Origin of the sequence: Aeribacillus sp. FSL M8-0235 (genome assembly GCF_038000355.1) — a bacterium.
GTDB classification, from domain to species: domain Bacteria; phylum Bacillota; class Bacilli; order Bacillales; family Aeribacillaceae; genus Aeribacillus; species Aeribacillus composti.
In genome coordinates this window covers 440,998-455,212 of the sequence record NZ_JBBOBW010000001.1, presented here as the reverse complement: position 1 = coordinate 455,212, position 14,215 = coordinate 440,998, and the positions used below count along the sequence as shown (strand labels likewise).

Here is a 14,215-nt window from a genome sequence, read left to right as displayed (position 1 = left end):
TGATGAAGAAAAATTTTGGACCTGGCCGACAGGACGATAAGATGATATCCATACTAAATGAAACGAGAGTGAGTAATTGCACAATAATCGTTAGTACGTTAGAACATGCCGATCTTAGTTATTTAGAGGTTTCGTTGTCTTTCCAATTACAGTTTTTAAAAGGGGGAATAACAGTGCTGCAGCCACAGCCAATCGGTGTTTTTCCTGGAGCGGCAGGTTTTTTTCTTCTACCACCTGTTCCAAATGCAGATCAATTCATATCCCTTCTTCTCCGCGGACATTTTCCTGATCGTTGGCCGGAGAACTGGCGTTTTTTTGCTGCGGCGATTGAGGGAAAAAGCGAAGACGAGGTGCTAACATTATTGCCGGAAGGACCGGAAGCTGCTTATAACCGTTTTATTTTGGATCCACAAACATATACATACACTTTAGCCAAAGAAATGCTCCCAGACGATTTCTCCTTGCTTTTGGACGCAGCGGCGTGGCGCCTGAAACTGTATGAAACTCCCCCACCGCTTGGCGATACGTCAGGAGAAATACGGGCGTTTTTATTGGCAACTCAAGCGTACGACGCGTTTCAACGAAAAGATTGGCCGACTGGGCTTTCGCTACTTTCTGAAGCCGCCGCTACAGTAGAAAACGTGTCACCAGTTTTTTCCGCTCGCCTTTACGCGGAATATGCGGCGACAAAACAAATGCTTGGTGATTGCGGGAAGGAGACAGTAGAAGGATACCGGAAAGCCCTCTCTCTTTTAGAAACGTCTTCCTTTCAGGAAGCAAGGGCTGAACTGTGGTTTCAATTAGGCACAGTACATCAAACTGGCGCCGATGGACGGAAAGGTTCTCTTCTAGAAGCAGTCAGATGTTATCATGAAGCACTGAAAGTATATCGGAAAGTCACTTATCCAGAAGAGTATGCTACCGTTCATATGAATCTTGCTTTAGCGTATTTAGCCATTCCGTCTTTAGACCGCAGCGCCTATTTGCGCACAGCGACAGCGATCCAGTCATTAAGAGAGTCTTTACGCATTTTTAAAAAAGATAAACACCCGGAGCTTTGGGCAAGCGCCACGGTCAATCTAGCCAATGCGCTGCAACATGTAAAATCCTCTCATCTTGAAGATAATCTTTGGGAAGCAGTAGCTCTTTATGAAGATGTGCTCGAAGTACGCCGCTCTAAAGACGATCCAATAGCATATGCCCGCGTTTTAGCTAATCAAGGGAATGCGTTGGCACATCTAGGTGCGTTTTCCCGAGCGGTACCTCGGTTGGAAGAGGCCAGTCAATTGTTTCGTAAATATGGAGAGCATGAGGCAGCGAGTGCCATCGAAGACGTATTAGCGGAAATTGCCCTTAAGCGGAAGCAAGCAGCTGCCAATGAAAAAATGGAACAGTAAAATGTGCGAAAGAGAGGAAGGATAGCATAAATCCCCACGAACAGCAATACTTTAATCTTTTGTTGGGTATGGCGGTTGACCGCTTTTGTGAACGTATCATCCAGCGCAATGAAGGAGCTCAAAAAGCGCTGGAACGGCTTCGCGCAAATCCTCAAAGTGAGGGAATTTGGCTGAACGAATTTGTGGACGCTTTCTTTCGCGATGCCCTTCTTGATAATCCAGCGGGCTCTTGCCTCATTTTGCAGGCTTTAGCCAATCATCGCGTCAATGATTTTACTAACATTGTTGACCGTAATACGGTTGAAGAAATGCTGCAGGAGATGGCCAAACAAACATTTGCCGCTTTATTGTATCGGAAAACCGAAGAAGCTCTAGAGCAAACATTGGCTTTTGGAGGTGAGTGATCATGAAAGTTCAGCAGGAAGAGGATTTTCAAGCTTTGGCTGGACGGGTGGATCGCGTGCTGGACTCAATAAAGGGTCTGCCAGAAGACGCCCGGATGAAAGCAATGGAATTGAAAAAAGCCATTGAAGCCTTTCACGAACATGCTCTTAGAAAGCTCGTTCGCACGTTTCGTGAAACGGAGGCGGGAAAAGAATTGCTGCTGAAAGCTGCAGAAGACCCTTCTATTTATGCGATGTTTTTGATGCACGGAATCATTAAACAAGATTTATTTACCCGTACCGCCGCCGCGTTAGAAGAAGTGCGTCCTTATATGCGTTCCCACGGAGGTGGCGTGGAGCTAGTTAAAGTGGAAGGAAATACAGTTTATGTCCGCCTTCAAGGAGCTTGTTCCGGTTGCTCGCTATCCGCTATGACGTTGAAAAATGGGATTGAGGAAGCAATTAAAGCCCGCGTTCCAGAAATTGAACATGTTGTCATGGTCGAAGAGGAAGTGACCTCCGGCTACATGCCATTTCACGCTATGAATGATACTGGAAATTTAGAACAAAACGGATGGGTGCAAGGTCCATCCGCTTCGGAACTGGAAGAAGGGAGTCCTGTTCGCTTTTCGCATGAGGAGCTCGATGTTTTGCTGGTTCGCTCAGAAGGAAAAGTAATGGCATTTCGCAATCAATGCCCTCATATGGGGATGTCTCTTGACGGAGGACTGGTGGACAACTCTATTATTACTTGTCCATGGCACGGCTTCCGTTTTGATTTATCCACCGGGGAATGCATGACGGCACCTCACGTGCAGCTAGAACCCTTTCCAGTTCGGGTAGAGGATGAAAAAATATGGATACGATTAAGTTAACCGCATATCCCGAACGGTGGTTAGGGGGATCGGCCCCAGGCGGTCTTGTGCTGCCCCCTGCCCATCCAAACAGGATTCATCTTTATGCACCAAGGGGAGTATATGTAGACGATGATATTGTAGTAGCGGCCGACAGCGGCAACCATCGCGTACTCATTTGGTACAGTTGGCCGGAAAATGATCATGCGCCAGCTGACATCGTGTTAGGTCAGCCTGATTCTGAAACAGAAGGACCAAAACTGTTTCATCTCCCAACTGGCGTTGCGGTCATTGAAGGAAAGCTATTTGTCGCAGATGCTTGGCACCATCGTCTGCTCATTTGGGAAACATTGCCGAAAATAAATAACCAGCCTCCCGATTATGTCTTGGGACAAGAGGATCTGTCAGGGACATCCCCGAATCGAGGAGGAAAAGTTAGTCCGACTGGATTTTATTGGCCATATAATTTTGCATACATTGATGAATGGTTTTATGTAGCGGATACGGGGAATCGCCGAGTTTTAGGATGGAAAGGTTTACCGGAAGATGGGCGTGTTCCTGATGTCATTCTTGGTCAACCGAATGGTTATGTAAACAGTGAGAATAGGGGAAAAGGCGTAGGAACGGATACGTATCGCTGGCCTCACGCTCTTGCCGGCGACGGAAATACGTTATACGTTGCTGATGCGGGCAATCACCGCATTCTTGGTTATACGCCGCCTCCAGAGACGGACCGCCCAGCTGAGTTAGTTCTCGGTCAACAAGATTTTACTCAGTCATTTGAACTTCCCCATGTACCGCAAGGACCCCGGCGCTTCCGGTTTCCTTACGGGATCGCACAATACGACAATTTGCTAGCGGTGGCTGACACGGCAAACAACCGCATCCTTCTTTTTACTGAGTCGCCGCGAAAAGGAGCGTATCATCCTGCTTCGTATGTTATTGGCCAAGCAGATTTCGAAGGAATGGGAGAAAATCGCTGGAAAGCCGTAACAAGGGATTCACTTTGCTGGCCGTACGGGATTTGGTGTCATCAAAATCGTCTGGCAATTGCTGATTCAGGAAATAACCGCGTCATCATTTGGCGCCTTAAATTTACATGATTGTTCTAAAGAATCTCTAACAAAAGTTTCAGTGTTCGAATGAACTTCTAGTTTTCTTTACGGACAATAACATATCTAAATTTTCACATTTATTGCAAATCGGGGGGAGCGATTCATCCATGTGTTTAGCTATTCCAGGCCAAATTGTAGAAATGTTAGATGGTGACCGCCATTATGCTGTGGTGAATGTTTGCGGTGTGCGCCGCAAAATTAACATTGACTTATTAAAAAATGAACATCTCCTTCTTGGAGATTGGGTGCTTATTCATGTGGGATTTGCGATGAGCAAAATCAGTGAAGAACAAGCAAATGAACAATTGAATTTGCTAAGCATGTTAAATGAATCGGATGAAGCGATCGAGGAAGTACAAGGTTACCAATTTGATAACGAAAAAGTTTAAACATGTTAATACACAGCGCTGGAGACTTAAGGCAACAAAAGGCATATGATTGGTCAATCAAAACCCGTTCCGAAAAAGACGATATGCATGCAGGCAGTCGTTGTTGATCTAATTTTAGGAGGTGCAGTTTAATGACGACGATGAAATATGTTGACGAGTTTCGCAATCCGGAATTAATCCGCAAAATATCGGAAGAAATCCACCGTCTCGTCGATCCAGATTATCACTATCGTTTTATGGAGGTTTGCGGAGGACATACCTTTTCGATTTTTCGATTTGGATTGCAGAATCTGCTGCCTGAAAACATTGAGCTTGTCCATGGACCGGGATGCCCTGTCTGTATTCTTCCAATGGGACGTATGGACAATGGACTTTCGATTGCCAAGCAGCAGGACGTCATTTTTACCGCATTCGGTGATGTAATGCGCGTTCCCGGGAAACATGGAACGCCTCTCGAACTAAAAGCTAAAGGGGCTGATATACGTATGGTGTACTCCCCTTTAGATGCTTTAAACATAGCGATGAAGAATCCTGACCGGCAAGTTGTGCTGTTCGCGATTGGCTTTGAAACTACCGCCCCATCAACAGCATTGACGCTCATGCGCGCACGTGAATTGGATGTGCCCAATTTCTCTGTATTTTCCAATCACGTCCTAATTATACCGGCAATGCAGGCAATATTGGATTCTCCGGATATGCGCATTGATGGGTTTATCGGACCTGGTCATGTTTCATCTGTAATCGGCGCCCGTCCTTATGAAAGCATCGCAAAAAAATACCAAAAACCGATAATTATCTCCGGTTTTGAACCGCTCGATTTACTGCAATCGATCCTCATGCTTGTAAAACAAATGCGCGAGGGGCGGTTTGAAGTAGAAAATCAATATAGCCGCGTCGTTCCTTACGAAGGAAATATGTCTGCACTTGATGTAATGAAAGAAGTTTTTGAAGTCCGCTCTCTTTTTGAATGGAGGGGACTTGGGGCTATTCAGCAGTCTGCGCTCAAATTGCGGCCTGAATTCGCCAAGTGGGATGCGGAAGTTCGTTTCCAAGTCGAGGGATCTCGTGTGAGTGATCCGCAAATGGCGCCTTGCGGACAAGTATTAAAAGGTATATTGAAGCCGCATCAATGTCAGCTGTTTGGCAAAGAATGCACTCCGGAACATCCGGTGGGAGCTCTTATGGTGTCGTCAGAAGGGGCATGCGCCGCCTATTATCATTACGTTCATTTGCAAGAAGCAGTGGGTGAATAAAAAAAGAGGAAATTATATAGATTGTTTCCCTGTTAGGTGAAATACAATGCGTTTCGATTTCGGGCAGTGGCAGGGTTCATCAGCTTACTTTCAGACGTTATATGATTTGGGAGACTCTCACTGAACTTCTTAATTAATCGTTGCATCAGGAAGAAAGGAAGGAACAAGCATGAAGACAGCCAAAGTGAATTTTACTGATTCTTATATCGAATTGGCTCATGGCGCTGGCGGGAAAGCCAGCAGAAGACTGATCGAAGGACTGTTGGTTCCCTATATGATGGGGGACAAGCCAGCAGAATTAAATGATGCGGCATATGTTGAGGCAAATGGGAGCCGATTGGCGTTTACTGCAGACAGCTTTGTTGTCAATCCACTCGTCTTCCCAGGGGGATCTATCGGCGAACTTGCCGTCAATGGGACTATAAACGACTTGGCGATGGGAGGAGCAAAGCCGTTGGCTTTGGTGACAACACTTATTATCGAAGCGGGATTGACAACGTCGGAGTTGGAACGGGAGGTGGCGGCTATCGCCAAGGCAGCTCAACGTGCCGGAGTGCCTGTGGTCGGGGGAGATACGAAAGTAGTGGAGCACGGAAAAGCGGACGGTCTGTACATCACGACAGCCGGTATCGGCCTTACCGATCCGCGCGTTTCTCTTTCGTCCAGAAACGTTCAACCGGGTGATCATGTCATTTTGTCTGGTGCAATTGGTGATCATGGGATTACCGTTCTATTGGCTAGAGGGGAGTTGGATTTAGAAGCTGATCTTACTTCCGATACTCGGGCGGTTTGGCCGTTCGTATCGGCACTTATTGAGGCGGCGGCGCCGGGGCTTAGATGGCTGCGCGATCCAACCCGAGGCGGCGTAGCTACGGCATTAAACGAATTGGCAAGAGACGCTCAAGTAGCTGTTATACTCGATGAAGAGGCAATTCCAGTTCGCCCGGCAGTGCGCGGTGCCTGCGAAATTTTAGGATTGGATCCCCTTCATATTGCCAATGAAGGGCAGTTTCTTGCCGTCATTTCGCCTGAATACGCCGATATCGCATTAAAAACACTAAGAAGCATGCCGGGCGGGGAGAATGCGAAGCGCATTGGTGAAATACAAGCAGAGCCAAAAAAAGCAGTTTTAGCACGTTCTCAATATGGAGGTACACGCTTGATCGATATGCTGATTGGCGATCCGTTGCCTCGCATCTGTTAATCAATCATGAAAATGCTTAATAATAAATCATCTCTTTGGAGGATGAGAAATGATGCTGGAGCTTTATGGTGCGAAAGGATGTCCTTACACGAAGGAATTGCGGGAAAGTTTATTATGGGACGGAAAAGAATTTGTCGAGTATGATGTCGAAGAAGACAAAGCGGCATTAAAGCAGCTTGTTGTTTTGACGGGAGGAGGTACTGTTCCAGTCTTAGTAGAAGACGGGCAGGTCATTCAAATAGGAGTTTCCGGCCGCGGATGCATGGTTGCATTGCCGTCCGCAAAGGAGGAGAAGCCGTTATCTTAAACGGGCGCCCCCTCTCTTCTCTTTAGGTAAGATACATGCAAAATAAACGGATACATCTCTAGGAAAGTGGAATATGTCGGCATGAAAGGTTCTGTTATGTATACGCCTTCAGTTCAGAATGCGAGAATAAAGCTAAATGCCAGCGCATTAAGTTCAACGGACAATGTTTTCTTATTCAAAGTTCGGACGGTCCACTGAGCTCTATTTATCTGTTTGAAAGCTCCAAAATCTCCCGTTTTATAACGAAAGCAGGTGATTCATCATGAAAATAGCGCAGCGTATTCTAATATATGGTGTTGTGCAAGGGGTCGGTTTTCGTCCTTTTGTCTTTCGTAAAGCAAAGCGGTGGAAGCTCAGCGGATGGGTGCGCAATGGAGAAAGCGGCGTGGAGATTCATGTGGAAGGGGACGCAGATGCCATTCAACAATTTGTTCAAGACATTACAGATCGATACCCTTCCTCAGCTAAAATAACCAATTTGGAAATTAAAGATGCGCCTTTACAAGAAGCAGCTGATTTCGAAATTTTGGCCAGCACGCTCCATAATCGGCCGACAGTGCAAATTCCTGCTGATCTTGCGGTTTGTCCGAAATGCTTGTCAGAATTGTTTGATCCAGCTAACCGCCGATTCCTTTATCCATACATCAATTGCACGGATTGCGGTCCACGATATACGGTCATTGAGCGGCTGCCGTATGACCGGCCTTATACGACAATGCATATGTGGTCTATGTGTCCGGCTTGTTCAGCGGAATATTATGATCCGGCGGATCGACGGTTTCATGCGCAGCCAACTGCTTGCCCCGATTGCGGTCCTCATTATCATGTGCAGGGACAGGATGGAGAAATACATGGTGATGAAAAAGCGATCAAAAAAACGGCCGAGCTCCTTCGTTCTGGGCGCATCGTTGCGATCAAGGGGCTTGGCGGCTATCTTTTGGCGTGTGATGCTGAAAACGAAGAAGCGGTATGGGAGCTTAGAAGGCGGAAACGACGCGGGGAAAAGCCGTTTGCCTTAATGGTAAAAGATCTCGAGACAGCAAGGGCGTTTATCGATATATGTGCGGAAGAAGAAAATCTCCTTACATCTTCCGCCCGACCCATCGTGTTGGCACGGGCTCGCCGATTGCTGCCGGGAGTAGCTCCTGATAATTCCGATTTAGGAGTAATGCTTCCATACACCCCTCTCCATCATTTGCTGTTTCATTTCGACGCACCAGAAGTGCTTGTAATGACAAGTGCTAACCGTTCCAGTGAACCGATCATCTATGATGATGAAGAAGCGATCAAGGCACTTGAAGGCATCGCGGACGCATGGCTTATTGGGGAGCGCCCTATTGCCCGCCGCGTCGATGATTCCGTCGTTCGCGTCAGCCCATTTGGCCCTACTGTACTTCGGCGGGCGCGGGGGTATGCGCCGCTTCCTGCTGCCCAATTGCCCAGTGATCGGCCTGTTCTTGCGGTTGGAGCTGACCTAAAAAATACCATTACATTAGTGGTCAACGGACAGGCGATCATGAGCCAACATTTAGGAGATTTAATGAAATACGAAGCATATATGTCATTTGAGCAAACGGTCCATGATCTTTTGTCGATGTATGATGTTCGATTGCAAGAAACGATTGTGGCGTACGATCTTCATCCCGACTACCAATCTACCGCCTTTGCCCACAATCTAGAAGCTTATCAACATATTGGCATCCAGCACCACCGCGCTCATGTGGCGTCCGTGCTGGCGGAGCGAAATGCATTGGACAAACGGGTGATCGGAGTGACGTTTGATGGAACAGGTTTTGGCGACGATGGAGCGATCTGGGGCGGCGAGCTGTTTGTCGGAAGCGCTGCGGAAGGTCTAAAACGGCGCGGACATCTTCGTTACGCCATGCTTCCTGGCGGAGATGCGGCGGCACGCATGCCGCTTCAAGCGCTGGCTGGTTTCTTTGTGGATGATCCGAAATGGGCAATAAATGTCGGCAAGCAGCTTTCGTTTCCTGAACGATTTTTCACGGCAGTGAAGATGGTAGAGAAACAATTGCGCACCTTTCCAACAACGTCCGTCGGCCGTTTGTTTGATGCAGCAGCGGCCCTTTTAGGATTTACCGGTCCTATCTCTTTTGAAGGACAGGCAGCCATTTGGCTGGAGCATTTAGCACGTACAGCTCCATTAGAGAAGGTATATTCTTTCCCGTGGAATGGAAAAGAGCTAGACTACCGTCCTTTTTTAAAGGAAATGGCAGAAGACCGTCTAAAAGGAAAAGATGCAGCGGTGATTGCTCGCGCATTTCATCGAAGCGTCGCAGAAGGCATATTTAGAAGTGTTCGTTCTTTAGGAGCAGCCTATGAAATTGACACTGTTGTGTTGTCCGGCGGCGTATTTCAAAATTCGCTTTTGTTAGCTGATTTGAAAGAGTTATTTTTTGAAAGCGATATGCATATCTGGGTCGGTGAAGAAGTTCCGCCTAACGACGGCGGCATTAGTCTCGGGCAGGCAGCGCTTGCAGCTGCAGCGCATTCGAATTTATGAGTCGTTATTGCTTCAAAAGCTGTAAATATTGGTCTATCACTTGCTATGTTTTAATTGTTCTACATTCATTTTTCCATTCAATGTATTGTAGACCGCTGACTCGAATTCGAGGAAGCCCAAGTATGACCCCACATCAATTTATGTTTCATTCTTCGCATCGTCTATTAAAAATTTTTTACAAGACATCTTTCGGCGACTGCACTTAAATAAGGAAAATTCCTTTTCCGTCCAATTTGTAAAAATGAATAAAAAAGCAGATTCATCAAGGTCTGCTATGCCAAAAATGTGCAGGAAAGCTGTCCAGGCTGCTGCCCTAAACGGATGAATCTGCTTCTTATCTATTTGTCTTCCTTTTGCATTAGAACCGTTTAAACACCCATCGAAATATACTTAACTTCTAAATATTCGTCTATTCCATGGTGTCCCCCTTCTCGGCCTATTCCGCTCTCTTTCACGCCTCCAAATGGCGCTTGGGCGACAGCAGAAATCGAATCGTTCAAACCGACGATGCCAAATTCCAATGCTTCCGAAACTCTAACGGACCGAGAACAGACTCAATAGAAGGTCTTCCGTTATCCGGGCAATACAAATCCTTAACCTTTTCAGTGATATATGTATTGATCTATTTTTCGTAAAAGGTGATCTTCCGGTACAAGTTCCTCAATACAACAAATTTATATTCATTTTGACTCTCTTTATTTGTAGTTCACATGGTTATTATCCTCCTAACTAATATTATAATAAATTAACACGGTAAACTGATAAAGATTATAAATAAAAATAATGGCTGTCGAAGTTTCTCGACAGCCTGAGGATAAGGAATTTTCTCCCTTGTCCTTTTCCTCTTCGAGCAGTGCCAGACATCACTTATACTGCTTGTTTTTGGATGTCAGCTCTAGGTTTTTCTCGTTTGACAAGTAACATAAAGAAAGCAAACACAAGTAAGCCGCTTAAGAAATACAACCCGGCACTTGTTCCTCCCGTCAAATCTTTCAATGCTCCTACTGCATATGGACCGATAAAACCGCCAAGATTGCCAATCGAATTTACTACAGCTATCCCAACAGCTGCTTTTGCTGGATTAAGCATTGTTGTAGGCAGCGCCCAAAAAGGACCTTTATAACAATACATGCCTGTAAGTGATAAAGTGATGAATAACATGCCCAATACAGGTTGGAGTGTTACTCCAGCGCCTATCAATGTTATTGCCCCTACCAAGAGCGGCAAGGCAGCATGAAGCCATCTTTCTCCTTTGCGGTCAGAGCGGGCTGACCACCAGTTCATGGCAATAGTAGCAACAATATAAGGAATGGTAGCAATTAGACCAATTTGTGTATTAGATAAAGACGCTGACATTCCATCAATAATTTGCGGCATCCAGTAACTGACACCAAGAGTACCGGCAATATAAACAAAATAAATAATGGCAAAGTACCACACTTTTGCATCACGAAGAGCTTCTATATGTCCGCTATGCTTTGCAGAACCTTTTTGCCATCTGCTTCTTTTACTCTTTCCTTTTCCAATTCAGCAATTAGCCAATTCTTTTCTTCTTCGGTGAGCCATTTTGCATCCTCTGGTTTATCCGCTAAATAAAATAGGGTCACGATCCCAAAAATCACAGCCGGAGCACCTTCAATTAAAAACATCCAGCGCCAGCCTTCAACATTGAACCAATGAATGTTGTCCATAATCCATGTCGAAAGTGGAGCACCGATAATATATGATACAGGAATCGCACTCATTAACATGGCAATGGTTTTTGCGTGATCTTTTGCCCGAAACCAATATGTTAAGTACAAAACAATTCCCGGGAAAAAGCCAGCTTCTGCAACACCGAGCAAAAATCTAATAATGTAAAGATGACTTGCTTCCTGTACAAACCCAGTCGCCATCGATATAATTCCCCATGTAATGAGGATTCGCGCAATCCAGACACGGGCGCCAAACTTCTCCATCAAAATATTACTTGGTACTTCAAAAAGAAAATAGCCGATAAAGAATATACCAGTTGCCAGACCGAAAACCTGGCTGGTCAAACCAAGGGCATCATTCATCTCCAAAGCGGCATAACCAATGTTAGCCCGGTCCAAATACGAAATAATATAAAGGAAAAATACAAATGGAATAATCCTCCTTGTTACTTTTCGCACTGTTTGCTTTTCCAAAGACACTGCGTCATTCATCATACCCACTCCCCCTAAATTTAAAATGAATATAGAAAAAACTGTATAGATTGAATGAAGTAAATGTTCCGAAAATTATTGAAACGAAATTACTTCGCTTTATTTACAATTAGGAATCAACACATCTTAAATTTCACAGGCTGAAGGCCAAAAATCTTATAAAAATGTAAGTGTTTACATTTTCAGGCTAATATAAAGGTTCCCCATCTTGTGTTGGATCCTAATGTAAATAACATGTTCTAATAATTTGTTATTTGTAATACAAATTAGTAATACAAATTTCACTGTATATCTTGTGTTTTTTATTTTTTTTGATTATTATAATCATAAAATAGTGTGTTGTAAATTAAAAATTCAAAAAAATTACTGAAAAATTATTATAAATTTGTTATATAAATTAATAAATTTGTTATACAATTTTCGTCCATTCCTATTTTAGAACTACGAAAGGAGAGGGAGTCATGGCCAAAAAAGAAAAAGTTTCGCAAATGATATCTCGTGAATTATTGAAACAAATTGAAATCGGAAAATTTCCACCAGGCTCTAAGCTGCCGACAGAAATGGAGTTGGCTGCTCAATTCGGTGTAAGTAGAGTACCTATTCGCGAGGCTTTAAGTATGCTGCGTGCAGCAGGTGTCATTTCCTCGCGTCAAGGCGGCGGGAGTTATGTAGAAGAATCAACAAATTCATCATTATTACAGCGTATTCGAATTGAGAGCGATGATGTGGACAGCATTAAATATTTATTTGAAATGAGAAAAATTTTGGAGCCGGAAGCAGCATATTTAGCAGCACTCCGACGTACACCTGAACAGCTAGAGCAAATGAAACGAATTTTAAAAACAATGGAAAATGAATCTTTAGAAGAAGGAGACATTTCAACAGAGGCCGATATCGAATTCCATCGTTCGATTATTTTGGCTACACATAATCCAGTTTTAATTCAAACACTTGAAAATCTATCCTCTCTTTATGAAAAAACATTAAAGATTACGTTGCGACCTAACGTGGAGTTAAAACAAAAACGAAAAGCTGTATATCAAGAACATTACAATATTTTACAAGCAATCGAAGCAGAAGAACCGGACCTCGCCAAAATCCAATGTCTCATCCATTTAAAAAATGCTGAGAAAAAATTAAGTCTGCTTTTAAGAGATTATACGATATAGAAAATTGGAAAGTGAGAGATTCATATGAAGGTAGTTACACCGAGTCATATTGAAGAGATTAAATCAATAGTTAAAGCCGGTAAAGTACTCATTGATGAGAGCGACCGTTTCAGCTATTCATTTGACGGCTCTTTCGGAACATTTCTGCCGGATGTGGTCATTCAAACAAAGAGCGTGGAAGAATTAGCATCCCTTGTGAAGCTTGCCAATCGCGAGAAGATCCCAGTTTATCCTCGCGGTCAGGCCACATCATTAAGCGGCGGCCCGCTGCCTGTCAAAGGCGGTATGGTATTGGATTTATCGGTATTAGATGATGTACTTGAAATTCATGAAGAAGACTTAATCGCCGTTGTATCCCCGGGAGTATTAACAGCGGATATTCACAAAGCAGCCGAGAAAAAAGGATTAATGTATCCTCCAGATCCAAGCAGTTCACATGTGTCTACTATTGGCGGAAATTTAGCTGAGAACTCTGGAGGTCCAAGAGGATTAAAATACGGAGTAACGAAAGATTATGTGATTGGTTTGGAGGTTATCACTCCTGAGGGTGAAATCATTCATACTGGCGGACGCACTGTAAAAAATGTAACCGGTTATGATTTAACAAAACTCATTGTCGGATCAGAAGGAACCTTAGGCATCATTACAAAAGCAATTTTGCGCCTTCTTCCAAAGCCGCCCGCTTCCGAAACCATTATGGCGGTATTTGACAGCCTTGTTGATGCGGGAAGCGCCATTTCAAAAATTTTATCGTCAGGTATTTTGCCTGCCAAAATGGAGTTAATGGATCAAGCTTCGATTGTGGCGGTCGAAAATTACGAGCCTTTAGGCCTGCCTGTAGATGCAGAAGCGATTATTCTCATTGAGCTCGACGGCCATCCTTTAGCTTTAAAGGATGAGATCAAACAAGCAGCGGAACTATGTTATCTTGTCGGAGCAAGAGCTGTTCGCATTCCAAAAAATGAAGCGGAAAAAGCGGAGATCTGGAAAGCTCGAAAGCTGGTATCTCCGGCTATCGTACGTATAAAACCGACCAAAATTTCAGAAGATACCACCGTACCACGAAGCAAAATACCTCAAATGTGCGCAAGATTGCAGGAAATTCGAGATAAATATAATATTCACCTCGTCGTATTCGGTCACGCAGGTGATGGCAACCTGCATCCAAACATTATTTGCGACAAAAACGACAAAGAAGAAATGCGCCGCGTAGAACAAGCTGTCGCTGAAATTTTCACAGCAGCAGTTGAACTTGGCGGAACGCTTTCAGGCGAACACGGCATCGGAACTATGAAGGCTCCTTTTATGGAAATGGAATTAGGACCAGTCGGTCTGGATATGATGAAGCGGATTAAAAAAGTTTGGGATCCAAATAACATCATGAATCCAGGAAAAATTTTCCCCGAAAAGGGGCAGAAATTGGAGTTGAGTTAA

Annotated in this window: 13 protein-coding genes and 2 pseudogenes; 11 read left to right on the top strand and 4 right to left on the bottom strand. The window is 44.5% G+C overall.

Annotated elements, in window-relative coordinates:
• The first annotated feature begins 173 nt into the window (after positions 1-173).
• The 9 genes from NSQ71_RS02370 (at position 174) to hypF (ending at position 9,426) form a co-directional block, all read left to right on the top strand.
• The gene (locus NSQ71_RS02370; RefSeq protein ID WP_340732673.1) at positions 174-1,397 is read left to right on the top strand and encodes a tetratricopeptide repeat protein; all 1,224 of its coding nucleotides are present in this window, start codon (positions 174-176) and stop codon (positions 1,395-1,397) included.
• Between the two features lie 68 nt (positions 1,398-1,465).
• Positions 1,466-1,801, top strand: coding sequence for a hypothetical protein (locus NSQ71_RS02365; RefSeq protein ID WP_340732671.1), 336 nt, complete (start codon positions 1,466-1,468; stop codon positions 1,799-1,801).
• A 2-nt stretch (positions 1,802-1,803) separates the two neighbouring features.
• Positions 1,804-2,655 carry a NifU family protein gene (locus NSQ71_RS02360; protein ID WP_339198553.1) on the top strand — a complete coding sequence of 284 codons (852 nt, stop codon included), beginning with the start codon at positions 1,804-1,806 and terminating at the stop codon, positions 2,653-2,655.
• Complete coding sequence (locus NSQ71_RS02355; protein ID WP_340732668.1) at positions 2,637-3,737, top strand: NHL repeat-containing protein; 1,101 nt, start codon at positions 2,637-2,639, stop codon at positions 3,735-3,737. Before NSQ71_RS02360 ends, NSQ71_RS02355 begins: the two co-directional genes overlap by 19 nt.
• Before the next feature lie 119 nt (positions 3,738-3,856).
• The gene (locus NSQ71_RS02350) at positions 3,857-4,138 is read left to right on the top strand and encodes a HypC/HybG/HupF family hydrogenase formation chaperone (protein WP_063387617.1); all 282 of its coding nucleotides are present in this window, start codon (positions 3,857-3,859) and stop codon (positions 4,136-4,138) included.
• 131 nt (positions 4,139-4,269) lie between these two features.
• Entirely contained in the window at positions 4,270-5,391 is a 1,122-nt protein-coding gene (gene hypD, locus NSQ71_RS02345; protein WP_242513757.1) for a hydrogenase formation protein HypD, read from the top strand.
• 169 nt (positions 5,392-5,560) lie between these two features.
• A complete protein-coding gene (gene hypE / locus NSQ71_RS02340) occupies positions 5,561-6,595 on the top strand; it encodes a hydrogenase expression/formation protein HypE (protein WP_340732664.1) in 1,035 nt (344 codons plus the stop codon).
• A gap of 49 nt (positions 6,596-6,644) precedes the next feature.
• Positions 6,645-6,902, top strand: coding sequence for a Uxx-star family glutaredoxin-like (seleno)protein (locus tag NSQ71_RS02335; RefSeq protein WP_242513756.1), 258 nt, complete (start codon positions 6,645-6,647; stop codon positions 6,900-6,902).
• A gap of 262 nt (positions 6,903-7,164) precedes the next feature.
• Positions 7,165-9,426 carry a carbamoyltransferase HypF gene (gene hypF, locus NSQ71_RS02330; RefSeq protein ID WP_339198549.1) on the top strand — a complete coding sequence of 754 codons (2,262 nt, stop codon included), beginning with the start codon at positions 7,165-7,167 and terminating at the stop codon, positions 9,424-9,426.
• A gap of 368 nt (positions 9,427-9,794) precedes the next feature.
• On the opposite strand, the pseudogene NSQ71_RS02325 reads toward hypF, so the two are convergent.
• From NSQ71_RS02325 to NSQ71_RS02310, 4 genes and pseudogenes are all read right to left on the bottom strand, one after another.
• Positions 9,795-9,959: pseudogene (locus NSQ71_RS02325) on the bottom strand (aldehyde dehydrogenase family protein); the annotation flags it as partial.
• A gap of 11 nt (positions 9,960-9,970) precedes the next feature.
• Positions 9,971-10,129: pseudogene (locus tag NSQ71_RS02320) on the bottom strand (IS5/IS1182 family transposase); the annotation flags it as partial.
• A gap of 164 nt (positions 10,130-10,293) precedes the next feature.
• Positions 10,294-10,866, bottom strand: a complete 573-nt coding sequence (locus tag NSQ71_RS02315; protein WP_339198546.1) for an MFS transporter — start codon at positions 10,864-10,866, stop codon at positions 10,294-10,296.
• Between the two features lie 20 nt (positions 10,867-10,886).
• The gene (locus NSQ71_RS02310; protein WP_339198543.1) at positions 10,887-11,615 is read right to left on the bottom strand and encodes an MFS transporter; all 729 of its coding nucleotides are present in this window, start codon (positions 11,613-11,615) and stop codon (positions 10,887-10,889) included.
• Positions 11,616-12,073: 458 nt separating this feature from the next.
• Here NSQ71_RS02310 and NSQ71_RS02305 point away from each other — a divergent pair, with 458 nt between their 5' ends.
• Together NSQ71_RS02305 and NSQ71_RS02300 are read left to right on the top strand one after the other, a co-directional pair.
• Positions 12,074-12,781 carry a FadR/GntR family transcriptional regulator gene (locus NSQ71_RS02305; protein WP_063387623.1) on the top strand — a complete coding sequence of 236 codons (708 nt, stop codon included), beginning with the start codon at positions 12,074-12,076 and terminating at the stop codon, positions 12,779-12,781.
• A 24-nt stretch (positions 12,782-12,805) separates the two neighbouring features.
• Entirely contained in the window at positions 12,806-14,215 is a 1,410-nt protein-coding gene (locus NSQ71_RS02300) for an FAD-binding oxidoreductase (protein ID WP_340732657.1), read from the top strand.

Bases quoted from the DNA above. Each gene is read 5' to 3' on its own strand.
- NSQ71_RS02365 (WP_340732671.1), top strand. From the start codon at position 1,466: ATGGCGGTTGACCGCTTTTGTGAACGTATCATCCAGCGCAATGAAGGA.
- NSQ71_RS02360 (WP_339198553.1), top strand. From the start codon at position 1,804: ATGAAAGTTCAGCAGGAAGAGGATTTTCAAGCTTTGGCTGGACGGGTG.
- NSQ71_RS02355 (WP_340732668.1), top strand. From the start codon at position 2,637: ATGGATACGATTAAGTTAACCGCATATCCCGAACGGTGGTTAGGGGGA.
- NSQ71_RS02350 (WP_063387617.1), top strand. From the start codon at position 3,857: ATGTGTTTAGCTATTCCAGGCCAAATTGTAGAAATGTTAGATGGTGAC.
- hypD (WP_242513757.1), top strand. From the start codon at position 4,270: ATGACGACGATGAAATATGTTGACGAGTTTCGCAATCCGGAATTAATC.
- hypE (WP_340732664.1), top strand. From the start codon at position 5,561: ATGAAGACAGCCAAAGTGAATTTTACTGATTCTTATATCGAATTGGCT.
- NSQ71_RS02335 (WP_242513756.1), top strand. From the start codon at position 6,645: ATGATGCTGGAGCTTTATGGTGCGAAAGGATGTCCTTACACGAAGGAA.
- hypF (WP_339198549.1), top strand. From the start codon at position 7,165: ATGAAAATAGCGCAGCGTATTCTAATATATGGTGTTGTGCAAGGGGTC.
- NSQ71_RS02310 (WP_339198543.1), bottom strand. From the start codon at position 11,615: ATGATGAATGACGCAGTGTCTTTGGAAAAGCAAACAGTGCGAAAAGTA.
- NSQ71_RS02305 (WP_063387623.1), top strand. From the start codon at position 12,074: ATGGCCAAAAAAGAAAAAGTTTCGCAAATGATATCTCGTGAATTATTG.
- NSQ71_RS02300 (WP_340732657.1), top strand. From the start codon at position 12,806: ATGAAGGTAGTTACACCGAGTCATATTGAAGAGATTAAATCAATAGTT.